Consider the following 13368-nt stretch of genomic DNA (forward strand, 5'->3'; position numbering starts at 1 on the left):
GCAACGGATGGATAAAAAACCAGGCCAGATGGCACGTCGGGCTTTGACCGACGGTCGCTTCTGGTATAGTGAAGCCCGCATTTTTAACTTGGGTTACCCCAACCAGGCTCCAGGAATTTCAAGATGTCCAAATTTGCCCGTTCAGTTATTCTGGCCTCCCTGATAAGCGCCACCGCTCAGGCCAACACGCCTGTACCGACCCCGAACGCCAACCCCGTGGTCGTTCCCGCCGCGCCGGAGATCTCCGCCAAGGCCCATATTCTGATCGACTACTACTCGGGTCAGGTGCTGGCCGAGCAGAACGCCGAAGAGCGTCTGCCGCCCGCCAGTCTGACCAAGATGATGACCTCCTACATCATCGGCCAGGAGCTGCTGAAGGGGAACATCAAGCGCACCGACATGGTGACCATCAGCCAGAACGCCTGGTCCAAGAACTACTCCGACTCCTCCAAGATGTTCATCGAGGTGGGCAAGCAGGTCTCGGTCGATGATCTCAACAAGGGTATCATCATCCAGTCCGGCAACGACGCCTGCGTCGCCATGGCCGAATTCCTGGCCGGCAGCACCGACTCCTTCGCCAGCCTGATGAACAGCTGGGCCGCCAAGCTCGGCATGAACGACAGCCACTTCATGAACCCGCACGGTCTGGATGCGGAAGGTCACTACAGTACCGCCCACGACATGGCCCGTCTGGGTCAGGCCCTGATCCGCGATCTGCCTGAGGAGTACAAGATCTACTCCCAGAAATCCTTCGTGTTCAACGGCATCACCCAGCACAACCGCAACCGTCTGCTGTGGGATCAATCCCTGCAAGTGGATGGCATCAAGACCGGCCACGTCAGCCAGGTCGGCTACAACCTGGTCTCCTCCGCCACCAACAACGAAGGCATGCGCCTGATCGCCGTGGTACTGGGCGCCAGCAGCGAGGGTTCCCGCGCCGCCGAGAGCAAGAAACTGCTCACCTATGGCTTCCGTTTCTTCCAGAGCCTGACCCCGTACAAGGCCGGCACCGAGCTGGTGACCCAGAAGATCTGGATGGGCGACAAGTCTGAAGTGAAACTGGGCGTCGACAAGGACGTCTCCGTGCTGGTCACCCGTGGCCAGGGCAACAACCTCAAGGCTGACTTCCAGCTCGAAAGCGAGCTGAAGGCACCGCTGGCCAAGGGCCAACGGGTCGGTACCGTGTTCCTCAAGCAAGGCGACAAGGAGATCAAGCAGGTTCCGCTGGTCGCCCTGGAAGAGGTGCAAGAGGGTGGCCTGATGAGCCGTCTGTGGGATTACCTGGTGATGCTGGTCTCCAGCTGGTTCAAGTAACCTGCGCACAAACCTGACCAAACAGCGGCGCCAACAGGCGCCGCTGCTGTCTTTTGCGGTCGGGCCAGTCAATAACCCTGCAATCTGCAGGTTCCGCCGACTGACGATTTGTGGTAAAAAGCAGCACCTCCATGCCTCGTCTGCCAGACCGGACCTTGATCCCGGCCTGGGCAATGCCCATATACACTTGAGCAGTGCCCGCCACAGACGGGTAGATGGCGGCCCTGATGGGCCATCGGCCACTAGCCACAAGCGATGAAGTCGTCCCGTGACGACACCAAAAGGTGAGTAAATGAATACCAAGTTTGATGAACTGCTGGAGTTCCCCTGCAAGTTCCCGTTCAAGGTGCTCGGCGTTGCCGACCCGGCGCTGCCGGACATGGTGGTGGAAGTGCTGCAGCAGCACGCCCCCGGTACCTACAGCCCGACCGTGCAGCCCAGCTCCAAGGGCAACTACCACTCGGTCCGGGTCACTGTGACCGCCCAGAGCAAGGAACATATCGAAGCCATGTATACCGCACTCGGTAACATAGAGCTGGTTCGCTACGTCCTGTAAGTCGCCTCTCTCGCCCCGCCACCGGGGCGACTGATTATTTGCCAGCCGGCTGTCGTGGCCGCGCTGGCCGACCCCAGCGCCTGTCAGTGAGGAAAGATGTCACTCCAAACCCCCGCCGAATCACCATCGTCAGCCCCCCGGCTGCTGGTCAGACAGCTGGGCCGCCGTCCCTACCAGCCGGTATGGGATGCCATGAAGGCCTTCACCGACAGCCGTACCCCCGACACCCCGGACGAGTTCTGGGTGGTGGAGCACGACCCCGTCTACACCCAGGGTCAGGCCGGCAAGGCCGAACATCTGCTCGCCCCCGGCGACATCCCGGTGGTGCAGAGCGATCGCGGTGGCCAGGTGACCTATCACGGCCCTGGCCAGCTGGTGCTCTACGTGCTGGTGGATGTGCGCCGCAGCAAGCTGACGGTGCGCGAGCTGGTGACCTGCCTCGAGACCGCCATCATCAACACCCTGGCCAAGAGCGGGATTGAGGCTTATGCCAAACCCGATGCCCCCGGCGTCTACGTGAAGAACCAGCTCGGCGCCTCGCTGCAGACAGAAGCCAAACTGGCCTCGCTCGGCCTGCGCATCCGCAAGGGCTGCTCGTTCCACGGCCTGGCCCTCAACGTCAACATGGACATGACCCCCTTCCTGCGCATCAATCCGTGCGGCTATGCGGGCATGGCCATGACCCAGACCAGCGCCCTGGGCGGCCCGCAGAGCGTGGCCGAGGCGCAAGCGATGCTGGTGGCCGAACTGGCCAGCCTGATCGGCTATGAGACAATCACGAATACCGAAGAGGCGGCATGAGCGAGCCCATGCTGCCTGGCCATGAGGGCACCGAGATGACCCTGGTGGCTATCAACCAGACAATAACAAACACCGAGAGTGAATCATGAGCAAACCCGTTCGTATGGAGCCGGGCGTCAAGCTGCGCGATGGCGACAAGATGGCCCTGATCCCGGTGAAATTCATGCCGGATCCCAACGAGGAAGTGCTGCGCAAGCCGGACTGGATGCGGATCAAGCTGCCGCCGTCGAGCCAGAAGATCGAGCACATCAAGAGCACCCTGCGCAAGAACAAGCTGCACTCAGTGTGTGAGGAGGCCTCCTGCCCCAACCTGGCGGAGTGCTTCAACCACGGCACCGCCACCTTCATGATCATGGGCGCCATCTGCACCCGTCGCTGCCCCTTCTGCGACGTGGCCCATGGCCGCCCGCTGGCGCTCGATCCAGACGAGCCGAAGAAGCTGGCACTGACCATCAAGGAGATGGGGCTGAAATACGTGGTGATCACCTCGGTGGACCGCGACGATCTGCGCGACGGCGGTGCCCAGCACTTCGCCGACTGCATCAAGCAGATCCGCGAGCACAGCCCGCAGACCCGCATCGAGATCCTGACCCCGGACTTCCGCGGCCGGATGGAGCAGGCGCTGGAAGTGTTCCGCGAGACCCCGCCTGACGTGTTCAACCACAACCTGGAAACCGCCCCGCGCATGTACCGGGTTGCCCGTCCGGGTGCCGACTACAAGTGGTCGCTGGAGCTGCTGCGCCGCATCAAGGAGATGCACCCCCATGTGCCGACCAAGTCCGGCGTCATGATGGGTCTGGGCGAAACCAACGAAGAGATCGTGCAGGTACTCAAGGACTTGCGCGAGCACGGCGTCAACATGCTGACCCTGGGCCAGTATCTGCAGCCGAGCCGCCACCACCTGCCGGTGAAGCGCTACGTGCCGCCCGCAGAGTTCGACGAGCTCAAAGACGTGGCCATGGGGCTGGGCTTCTCCCACGCCGCCTGCGGTCCCTTCGTCCGCTCCTCCTACCATGCGGACCTGCAAGCCAAGGGCGAAGAGGTGAAATAACCTCGCTCCCCCTGGTCAAAAAAGAGCGCCCCTGGGCGCTCTTTTTTATGGGCCGGCCACGAGCGGACACCGTTCCGGCTGCCGACCATGGCCAGCGCCGTTTGCACTCACTTCGCCGCCGGGTTAACGTGAGCCTCCCTTCTCCCCTTGAGTGATCTGCAGGATGCCGACACCGCTTATCCACTTGCTGCCCATGAGCGAGCAGCACTACCCCGCCTATTGCGCCTGCTTCATCGAGGAGTACGCGCAGGATCTCGCCAGCAACCAGGGCCACGACCTCGCCACCGCCCGCCACAAGGCGGAAGCCTCTCTGCAGCGCTATCTGCCGCAAGGGGTGGCCAGTGCCGGCCATCGCCTGCTCTGCATCCTGCCCGCAGAGGAAGCGGTTGCCCCCGCCGAGGAGGAGCTACTGGGTTATCTCTGGCACGCCATCGACAGCGACGGCGCCGCCACCTTTATCTATGACTTCTATGTCGCGCCGACCCACCGCAGCCGGGGGATAGGCAAGGCAGCCATGGCGCTGCTGGAAGCCGAGCTCAAACGCAGCGGTATCCACCAGATCACCCTGCGGGTCGCCCACGACAACCCGCGCGCCCTGGCGCTTTACCAGGAGGCAGGCTTCGCCATCACCGGCTACAACATGGCCAAACGGCTGGGTTGAACGCCTTATCCCGCCCTTGGACCACCCGGACAAGGGCGTGCCACCACCCGGCTGGCGCTGATATGATGAGGCCGCCCCGGCCTGCGTCGCTGCGCACGCCCTGTTTGTTCCCTGTCGCCCCGTTTCAGGATCCTGCTTATGTCACACACCCGCGTCTTCATCGTGCACGGCTATACCGCCTCCCCCCACTCCCACTGGTTCCCCTGGCTCAAGACGCAGCTCGAAGCCCGCGATATCCGGGTCGAGGTGCTGGCCATGCCTGATCCCCACCATCCGCAACCCGCCGCCTGGGACGCCGCCATGGACAGCCTGGTACGCGATCACGATGAGCGGACCTTTCTGCTGGGCCACAGCCTCGGCTGCATCACCATCTTGCGCCAGCTGAGCCGCCTGCCCGCCTCCTGCCGGGTGGGCGGGATCCTGCTGGTGTCCGGCTTCGATCAGCCGCTGCACACCCTGCCTGAGCTGGATCCCTTCATGACCCAGGGTTACGACCCGGCCCACATCATGGCGCTGGCGCCCCGGCGGGTCGTGGTCGCCTCCCGCGACGATGCCATCGTGCCCTATCGCTACTGCCAGCATCTGAGCGAACAGCTGGCCGCACCGCTCTACAGCCTGGAGCATGGCGGTCACTTCCTCGATCGGGACGGTTTTTTGGAGCTGCCGCTGGTACACGACCGCCTGCTGGGGATGATCGAAGACCAATAGATAACAAAACGGCCACTTGCGTGGCCGTTGCAACACTCAGCAGGCTAGAGCGAGATGCCGGAAAAAGACATGAAGCCGAGCGACATCAGCCCGGCCACGATGAAGGTGATGCCGATGCCGCGCAGCCCCTCCGGCACATCCGAATACTTCATCTTCTGGCGCAGACCGGCGATGGCGACGATAGCCAGCAGCCAGCCCAGCCCTGAGCCCGCTCCGTACACCACGGATTCGATGAAATCGTAATCCCGCTGGGCCATGAACATCACCCCGCCGAAGATGGCGCAATGCACCGTCAGCAGCGGCAGATAGATGCCGAGCGCGTGATAGAGCGCCGGGAAATGTTTGTCCAGCACCATCTCCATCACCTGCACCAGCGCCGCCAGCACCCCGATATAGACGATAAAATCGAGAAAGCTCAGATCAAACTCGCCGAGGAAGGTACTCTCGGGACGCAGGATATGGCGGTAGATCAGGTTGTTGAGGGGAATGGCGATCACCATGACCACCAGCACCGTCATGCCAAGGCCGAAGGCGGTGTTGATGTTCTTGGAAACGGCCAGAAAGGTGCACATGCCAAGGAAGAAGGCCAGCGCCAGGTTTTCGACAAAAATCGAGTGAATAAAGAGGTTTACATAATAATCCATCGGGTCGGCTCACAACGTGTACGGAGCGGGAGCCGCCTTCGCGCCCGCCGGCGGGCAGGCACGAAGACGGTGCAAGGAGGGCACCGGACCGCACGGGCATGCCTTCGCGGCTGACATCAATCAGCGAGGAGGGGAAGACTCGGGCGGACGGGCGCTCAGCAAGCAGCCGGACGCGAGTCGCTGTGGCAGAAACGAAATTGCAGGTGATGGCAGCTCAAGCGCCACCGGTGCAGATAACCGAAGTAGTCGCTCAGTTGCCTGAGGTAGATGAGGGGCAGGAAGAATAGCAGGCCGCAGAGCAGGCCGAGGATATCGTGCTGGAACCAGGCCAGCAGCACCTCATAGAGCTCGGCTTGAGCGGCCCCTTCCAGCCGTCGACCCTGCTCGAAGCTGAGTCGCCACTGGCCGCCCGGCGGCAGGCTGACGCTGTTGACAAGCCCGGGATCGGCCGGCTCATGCAACTGCATCGAGGCACCCTGGCCAACCGCGGCCTGACGTACGGCTGCACCGACCTCTGCCGCGGCGAAGGCGGCAAGCCACAGAAGGCAGGCGATGGCGAGGGCCATCGGCCAGGTAGAGCGTCGGCCAGAGGGTGACAAGCGGGGAGTCCCTTCTTTAAAAGAGAATTCAGCGAGGCCGAATATATCACAATTCATCTTTTTATTAAATTATAAACCCTGCAAACACCCACGAATTGATACTAAAAACCCTCTTTATAAATAAAGAGGGCAATTAAAAACCACTATGAGAGCAAGGAGCACCCTCTTTAGCCCTCACGGTGATCCTCACTCCTGCACAAAGGCCGGGTGGTAGCACACTTCGCCACTGGGCATGGCAGCGCCGAACGAGCGGGCCATGAAGTACTCGGCTGGCACGCCGGGCAGCGTCAACCCCGGCTCGGGCACGAAACCGAAACGGCCGTAGAAGCCGGGATCCCCCAGAACCACGCAGCCAGCAGCTCCCATCCCCTTGAGCTCGGCCAGACCAGCCTCCATCAGCCGTGACCCCAGCCCCCTGCCGTGCAGCTCAGGAGAGACCGAAATGGGGCCAAGGCCATACCAGTGCGGGCTGCCATCGCTGATGGTGACCGGCGAGAAGCAGAGGTGGCCGACCACCCGCCCCTCCAGCTCCGCCACCAGCGACAGGCTGAGTGCCCCGGCCTGGCGCAGGTCACGCACGATCAGCTGCTCGTTGTGATCGGTATGGGGGGCATTGAGGAACGCGGCCACGGTCAGCGCTTCAATGGCGTCGTGATCGGCGCCTGTTTCGGGCCGAATGATGATGTTCATAAGTTTTCTCCGTTTGTTATCTTGCAATGGATGGCCTGATCAGACTGCCTGCAAGCAGCAGATCACATAGCCATAGCTGCCCAGGTATTGGCGGTGGATGGCCACTTCCCGGCTCAGATCCTGCCAGGCTGGGCTATCCCCCAGCTCGGCACTGTGGCGCGCCAGATTGCGCTCGATGGGATCCAGATAGTTGTGCCAGGCCCTTTGCGGCAACGGGGTGTGCCACAGGCAGCGATAACCCGCCTCCTGCACCGCTTTGAGCAGGCCCGCCAGGGTCTGCATGGCGGGATAATCCCGCTGCCAGAACGCCAGCGCCTCCTCTGGCGGCGTGTCCGTCAGCCACACCAGGTCGCTCAGCACCAGGCAGGCAGCAGGGCCGGCAAGGTACGGCCGCCATGCTTGCAAGGCGTTGGCCACCCCTATGGTGTAGGCGCTCCCCTCGGCCCAGATGAGATCGGCGGGGGCTAGGTCCGCCGGCAGCGCGGCCATGTTGGCGCACAGGGTAGTGACATGACTCAGCCCCGCCGCACTGGCGCTGCGGGCCACGGCGGCCAGCGCCTCCTCGTCCAGATCGATGGCCACGATGGTGGCGTCCGTCACCTGTGCCAGCGCCAGGGTGGCGGCGCCGCGCCCGCAGCCCATGTCGAGGATCCGGCGAGGCTGGCTGGGCAGCGCGGCAAATTGCTGCTGGGTGAAGAGGCTATCGCCCGGCCCCCAATAGCTCATGCCATCCAGCAGCAGCTTGAAATCCCGGATGTAGCGCTCATGTTCATTCATGTCTTTGCTGAGCCACTGCAGGTGGTAACGCTCTTTTTCACTGAATCCCTGCTTCATCACCCAGGCAAAGTAAGCCTGCGGGGCTTGATGCTGCAGTTGCCGCTGCCAGGCCTTGAACTCGTCGCCGGAGTGCGCACGCAAACCGGCGAGATCCGCCAGCAGATCCCGGGCGCGTTGCATCCGCGCCAGCTCTTCATCCAGCTCCCTGACCCGGGCTTCCAGCGTTGCCTGCTCTAGCTCGCCCGCCAGGCAGGCGAGGCACTGCTTGAGGCTGAGCCCGCCGGCCTGCAGGGCCTGTACCATCCGCAGCCGCTGCAGATCTTCATCATCGTAGTGGCGATAGCCGTTGGCGCCCCTCGTTCCCGCAATCACCCCCAGCTTCTCGTAATAGAGCAGGGTGGAGCGGGCCAGGCCGCAGCGCCGGGCCAGTTCGGATATTTTCATGACAACGACTCGCTGAGGGGTCTGTGACCCGATGAAGGGAAGCTTAAACTGTGAAGCAATAGACGGGTCAACGACAACATCCGGGTTCACATCATTAAAAAAAACGGCCACCCTGAGGTGGCCTTCATCGGCAGCAAGAGAGACTCGCGGGAATCAGAGGCCGGCGGCTTCCAGATGCTCCACCAGCAGCTGCACGCTGCGATTGCCACGCCACTCGTTGACGTCGAGCCGGTAGACCAGCCGCACCCGCTTCACCGAGGCATCGGGCCAGCGCTGCAAGTCGACGCCAAAGGCGATGGCATCCACCGCGTGGCCGGAATCGGTTGTCAGCATCATCTTGAGGTGCTTCTCCCCCACCAGCCGCTGCTGCACCAGCACGAATTCCCCGTCAAACAGTGGCTCGGGAAAGGCCTGACCCCAGGGGCCGGAGGCGCGGATCAGCTCCGCCAGCTCCAGACTCAGCTCATCGGGCAGCAGCTCGCCATCGGTGAGCAGCACCCCGGTCAAGAGCTCAGGGGTCACCAGCTCGCCGATGACTGCCTCGAAGGCCCGGCCGAAGGCCTCGATATTGGCCTTGGGCAGGGTCAACCCGGCCGCCATGGCGTGGCCGCCAAACTTGCCCATCAAGCCGGGGTGGCGGGTATCGAGCAGTTCCAGCGCATCGCGCAGGTGCACCCCCGGGATGGAGCGCCCGGAGCCCTTGAGCTCGGTCTCGCTGCTCTCGGCAAAGGCGATGACCGGGCGGTAGTACTTTTCCTTCACCTTGGAGGCCACCAGCCCCACCACCCCCTGATGCCACTCGTCCCGGTGCAGCACGATGCCGGAGGGCACCTCGCCGTCGCGAAAACGGATCTGCTCCAGGGTGGCGAGCGCCTCCTGCTGCATCCCCTGCTCGATCTCCTTGCGCTCCTGGTTGAGGCTGTCCATCTCGGAGGCGAGCTGGCGCGCCAGGTTGATGTCCTCGCTCAGCAGGCAGGCGACCCCGAGCGACATATCGTCGAGCCGGCCCACCGCGTTGAGGCGCGGCCCCAGCGCAAAGCCGAGATCGGCGGCGCACAGGCGACGCCCGTCGCGGCCCGACACGTCCACCAGCGCTTGGATGCCGGGGCGGCAGCGGCCGGCCCGGATCCGCTGCAAACCCTGATGGACCAGAATACGGTTGTTGCCATCGAGCGCCACCACGTCGGCCACGGTGCCGAGGGCCACCAGATCGAGGTAATCAGCCACGTTGGGGGCGCGCAGCCCCTGACGCTCATACCAGCCGCTCTGGCGCAGATGGGTGTTGAGGGCCGCCATCAGATAGAAGGCGACCCCGACCCCGGCAAGCGACTTGGAGGGGAAGTCGCAGCCATGCTGGTTGGGGTTCACTATCGCGTCGGCGTCAGGCAGTTCCAGGCCCGGCAAATGGTGATCGGTAACCAGTACCTGCATGCCGGCCGCCTTGGCCGCCGCCACCCCGGCGATGCTGGAGATACCGTTGTCCACCGTGATCAGGAACTCGGCGCCACGGGCCACTGCCAGCTCGACGATCTCCGGGGTGAGGCCATAACCGAACTCGAAGCGGTTGGGCACCAGAAAATCGATGTGGCGACCGCCCATGGCGCGCAGGGCCAGCACGCACAGCGCCGAACTGGTGGCGCCGTCGCAGTCAAAGTCACCGACGATGAGAATGCGTTTTTGCGCCGTCAGTGCCTCGGCCAGCAGCGGCACCGCCTGCGCCATGCCGAACAGGCGCTGGGGCGGCAACAGCTGGTTGGCACTGCGCTCCAGCAGAGCGGGATCTTCAACCCCGCGGCTGGCGAAGATTTGACGAAGCAGCGGGTGCAGGGTGGCGGGCAGATGGGAATCATCAACTCGCGGACGACGACGGATTAGCAGGGGCATTGATGTGATCCAGTATCTTGAGCAGTTGTTCAGGGCTCTGATAACCGCGCACCAGGTCGCCATTTGGCAGGACCCAGCTCGGCAGCGCCTTGATCCCGAGCCACTGGCTCAGGCCGATATGATGGGCAAGGATCTCATTACAGCCGGTCTCAGGCAAACGATCACTGAGATCCAGTGCACCGAACTGCCGGGGATTGCACCAGCGCGCCTGCGCCTCGGCCAGATCGGCAAAGGTGCCGAGCACCGGCAGCAGTTGCACGCTGACCCCTCTCGCCTGCAGGACCGGCAGCTCTTCCAGGGTAGTGCGACAGCTGCTGCAGGCGAGATCGGTGAACAGGGTGACGCGATGGCGCTCCTGCTCGGCCCGCAGCTGTACCCGCCGCTCGCCGATCTGCGCCAGGGCCAGTTGCCGCTGCTGACGCAGCCCCAGCATGGTGAGGTTTTTCATGTCGTGGGCCAGATCCAGCATGGTGCCCTGCAGCACATAGTCGCCCCTGGCATCGGTATAGAGCAGCCCCTGGGCGGTGCCCAGCATGTAGAGACCGGGCATGGGGGTCTCGTCCACCAGATAGACCTGTACCCCGAGCCGTTGCTCTATGGTCTGCTTCAACAGTTGGGGATCCATCCCCGCGCTGGCGGCAAAAGAGCCCAGCAGCATCATTCCCAGCAGTAAATACTTCACTCTTTTACTCACTTGGCATGAACGAATGGACTCACAAGGTAACTCAGTGAATATTCTCTCCTCAACCGCTTAATTATCGATTGATTAATAAGCAGGGCCGCAAAAAATCCCGATCTGACAGGTTGCCAATCGGGCAAAGGCCCAGCAAGCTAACCGGGACGACAGGAAACACGACGGTCATCCTCTGTTTTCCTGAAGCTTTATTATTCAAATACCGGTGCGGCACTGGCCGTACCTTGCCCATTTTTGGAGGGGAAAATGAGTCTGATTCAAGAGTTCAAGGCCTTTGCGTCCAGAGGCAACGTGATCGACATGGCGGTCGGTATCATCATTGGTGCCGCCTTCGGCAAGATAGTCTCCTCCTTCGTTGGAGACGTGATCATGCCGCCCATCGGACTGATCCTGGGGGGCGTGGACTTCAGCGACCTCGCCGTGACCCTGAAGGCCGCCGAGGGAAGCACCCCGGCCGTGGTCATCGCCTACGGCAAGTTCATCCAGACCATCATCGACTTCCTGATCATCTCCTTCGCCATCTTCATGGGGCTGAAGGCCATCAACACCCTCAAGCGCAAGCAGGAAGAGGCCGCCGCCCCGGCCGGCCCGACCAAGGATCAGGAACTGCTGACCGAGATCCGCGATCTGCTCAAATCCCAGCAGGGAAAATAAGCGCCAGCTCCTGTCGTGTATTCGAAAAAAAACCGCCTTCTGGCGGTTTTTTGTTGCCGGTCAGGCGCGCGGATGGTGCTGGCCGTGCAGCGCCTTGAGCCGCTCGTTGGCCACGTGGGTATAGATCTGGGTGGTGGAGAGATCAGCGTGGCCCAGCAGCATCTGCACCACCCGCAGATCGGCGCCGTGGTTGAGCAGATGGGTGGCGAAGGCGTGGCGCAGGGTGTGGGGGGAGAGCTCGCCCTGGATGCCGGCGCGCTGGGCATAGAGCTTGATGCGGTGCCAGAAGGTCTGACGGGTCATCATGCGCGCCTGCTTGGAGGGGAACACCACATCCGAGCTGGTGCCGCCGAGCAGCAGGGTACGCGCCTCCCGGTAGTAGCGCTCCAGCCAGTGCACCGCCTCCTCCCCCATGGGCACCAGTCGCTCCTTGTTCCCCTTGCCGACCACCCGCACCAGCCCCTGGCGCAGGCTGACATGCTCGGCGGTCAGCCCCACCAATTCGGAGACCCGCAGCCCGGTGGCGTAGAGCAGCTCGAGCATCGCCTTGTCCCGCAGCTCTAGCGGCTCGTCCACCAGCGGCGCTTGCAGCAGCGCCTCCACCTCGGCTTCGCTGAGATCCGATGGCAACTTCTTGGGCAGCTTGGGCCCCTCCAGCAGCACGGTGGGATCGTCGCTGCGCAGCTTCTCCCGGTTGAGGTACTGATAGAAACGGCGCAGGGCCGACAGGAAGCGGGCCGTGCTGCTGGCCGCAAACTGCTGGTCCACCCGCCAGGCGAGATAGTGCTGGATGTCGTCCAGCCCAGCCAGCAGCAGGGAACCACCCTGCTCGTCGAGCCAGAGGGAGAATTTTTCCAGATCGGTGCGATAGGAGCTGACCGTGTTGTCGGAGAGACCCCGCTCCAGCCAGAGGGCATCCAGAAACGGCTCGATCAGGGGATGGGATTCAGACTTGCTCATGGTGCGCCGCGCTCAGGGAAAACATGGCCCATTGTAACGTGCCGACCCACCGCGGCCGCAAGTTGCCGTTGTCCATCGCCCGCCAGGCGATGAAGCGCGCCGGCCAATCTGCTAGACTGACGCCCTCCCCCGGGCGCCACCCTGCGGTTGCCCGCTCCCATTGCCGATTGCGATCAAGAGAAGAGCGATGAAGATAGGTTTGTTTTACGGCTCTACCACCTGCTACACCGAGATGGCCGCCGAGAAGATCCGCGCCCTCATTGGCCCCGAGCTGGTCGATCTCCACAACATCAAGGATGTGCCCCTCACCCTCATGCAGGAGTACGACATCCTGATCCTGGGCATCTCCACCTGGGACTTCGGCGAGCTGCAGGAAGACTGGGAATCCCGCTGGGAAGACATTCAGGATGTCGAGCTGGAAGGCCGCATCATCGCCCTGTTCGGCCTTGGCGATCAGCTGGGTTACGGCGAATGGTATCAGGATGCCCTCGGCCTGCTGCACGATCAGCTGGTCCCCAAGGGAGTCAAGCTGGTGGGCTACTGGCCCAACGAGGGGTACGAGTTCGATGCCTCCAAGGCGCTGATCGACGATGGTCGTCACTTCGTCGGCCTAGCGCTCGACGATGCCAATCAGTACGACCAGACCGAATCCCGCATCGAGCAGTGGGTCGACCAGATCCTGGGGGAAATTCACGAGCTGCTCTGAAGCAGGGTTGACTGACACCAGTGGCGATGGCCCCCAGCCATCGCCCTCTCCCCACACGGCATGACGACGAAGGCCTGGTCAAAGGCCCCTTGATTGAACAAACGTCAGCGGCGACGCTTCACTGACTGCCGGCGGCCGGGTTTCGGGCCGCCGGGCGCATAAATCGCACCGATTTTCTCAATCGGTATCATCGCATGACGCTATAGCGACTTTTTTGTGCTGGTC

General features: G+C 62.9%; 15 protein-coding genes. 8 read left to right on the plus strand and 7 right to left on the minus strand.

From position 1 onward, the window contains the following. The first annotated feature begins 123 nt into the window (after positions 1–123). From PG900_RS14315 to PG900_RS14340, 6 genes are all read left to right on the plus strand, one after another. Positions 124–1314, plus strand: a complete 1191-nt coding sequence (locus PG900_RS14315; RefSeq protein WP_257685589.1) for a D-alanyl-D-alanine carboxypeptidase family protein — start codon at positions 124–126, stop codon at positions 1312–1314. Between the two features lie 292 nt (positions 1315–1606). Beyond that, a complete protein-coding gene (gene ybeD / locus PG900_RS14320; RefSeq protein WP_005298227.1) occupies positions 1607–1870 on the plus strand; it encodes a DUF493 family protein YbeD in 264 nt (87 codons plus the stop codon). 96 nt (positions 1871–1966) lie between these two features. After that, positions 1967–2671 carry a lipoyl(octanoyl) transferase LipB gene (gene lipB, locus PG900_RS14325; RefSeq protein ID WP_017409254.1) on the plus strand — a complete coding sequence of 235 codons (705 nt, stop codon included), beginning with the start codon at positions 1967–1969 and terminating at the stop codon, positions 2669–2671. An 85-nt stretch (positions 2672–2756) separates the two neighbouring features. Next, the gene (lipA, locus tag PG900_RS14330) at positions 2757–3722 is read left to right on the plus strand and encodes a lipoyl synthase (RefSeq protein WP_011707035.1); all 966 of its coding nucleotides are present in this window, start codon (positions 2757–2759) and stop codon (positions 3720–3722) included. A 163-nt stretch (positions 3723–3885) separates the two neighbouring features. Further along, complete coding sequence (locus tag PG900_RS14335; RefSeq protein WP_270831677.1) at positions 3886–4383, plus strand: GNAT family N-acetyltransferase; 498 nt, start codon at positions 3886–3888, stop codon at positions 4381–4383. A 138-nt stretch (positions 4384–4521) separates the two neighbouring features. Beyond that, positions 4522–5091 (plus strand): RBBP9/YdeN family alpha/beta hydrolase, encoded by a 570-nt coding sequence (locus tag PG900_RS14340; RefSeq protein WP_146062931.1) that lies wholly within the window; start codon positions 4522–4524, stop codon positions 5089–5091. A gap of 44 nt (positions 5092–5135) precedes the next feature. On the opposite strand, the gene nqrE is transcribed toward PG900_RS14340, so the two are convergent. The 6 genes from nqrE to PG900_RS14370 form a co-directional block, all read right to left on the minus strand. Further along, the gene (nqrE, locus tag PG900_RS14345; protein ID WP_011707038.1) at positions 5136–5735 is read right to left on the minus strand and encodes an NADH:ubiquinone reductase (Na(+)-transporting) subunit E; all 600 of its coding nucleotides are present in this window, start codon (positions 5733–5735) and stop codon (positions 5136–5138) included. Positions 5736–5890: 155 nt separating this feature from the next. Then, the gene (locus tag PG900_RS14350; protein ID WP_029299317.1) at positions 5891–6202 is read right to left on the minus strand and encodes a hypothetical protein; all 312 of its coding nucleotides are present in this window, start codon (positions 6200–6202) and stop codon (positions 5891–5893) included. Positions 6203–6520: 318 nt separating this feature from the next. Beyond that, entirely contained in the window at positions 6521–7024 is a 504-nt protein-coding gene (locus PG900_RS14355; RefSeq protein WP_270831678.1) for a GNAT family N-acetyltransferase, read from the minus strand. A gap of 39 nt (positions 7025–7063) precedes the next feature. Next, positions 7064–8245, minus strand: coding sequence for a MerR family transcriptional regulator (locus PG900_RS14360; protein ID WP_270831679.1), 1182 nt, complete (start codon positions 8243–8245; stop codon positions 7064–7066). 153 nt (positions 8246–8398) lie between these two features. Next, a complete protein-coding gene (gene recJ, locus PG900_RS14365; RefSeq protein ID WP_263678148.1) occupies positions 8399–10129 on the minus strand; it encodes a single-stranded-DNA-specific exonuclease RecJ in 1731 nt (576 codons plus the stop codon). Beyond that, positions 10095–10811, minus strand: a complete 717-nt coding sequence (locus PG900_RS14370) for a disulfide isomerase DsbC N-terminal domain-containing protein (RefSeq protein ID WP_029299314.1) — start codon at positions 10809–10811, stop codon at positions 10095–10097. Before PG900_RS14370 ends, recJ begins: the two co-directional genes overlap by 35 nt. Positions 10812–11069: 258 nt before the next feature. Here PG900_RS14370 and mscL point away from each other — a divergent pair, with 258 nt between their 5' ends. Beyond that, complete coding sequence (mscL, locus tag PG900_RS14375; RefSeq protein ID WP_016351692.1) at positions 11070–11477, plus strand: large-conductance mechanosensitive channel protein MscL; 408 nt, start codon at positions 11070–11072, stop codon at positions 11475–11477. 60 nt (positions 11478–11537) lie between these two features. On the opposite strand, the gene xerD is transcribed toward mscL, so the two are convergent. After that, positions 11538–12437 (minus strand): site-specific tyrosine recombinase XerD, encoded by a 900-nt coding sequence (gene xerD / locus PG900_RS14380; RefSeq protein WP_039215876.1) that lies wholly within the window; start codon positions 12435–12437, stop codon positions 11538–11540. Between the two features lie 187 nt (positions 12438–12624). Between xerD and fldB the strand changes: the two genes are divergently transcribed. Then, positions 12625–13143: a flavodoxin FldB gene (gene fldB / locus PG900_RS14385; RefSeq protein WP_017409266.1), complete on the plus strand. Its 519-nt coding sequence runs from the start codon at positions 12625–12627 to the stop codon at positions 13141–13143. Positions 13144–13368 lie beyond the last annotated feature (225 nt).

Source organism: Aeromonas sp. QDB03, assembly GCF_027707985.1.
Taxonomy (GTDB): domain Bacteria; phylum Pseudomonadota; class Gammaproteobacteria; order Enterobacterales; family Aeromonadaceae; genus Aeromonas; species Aeromonas hydrophila.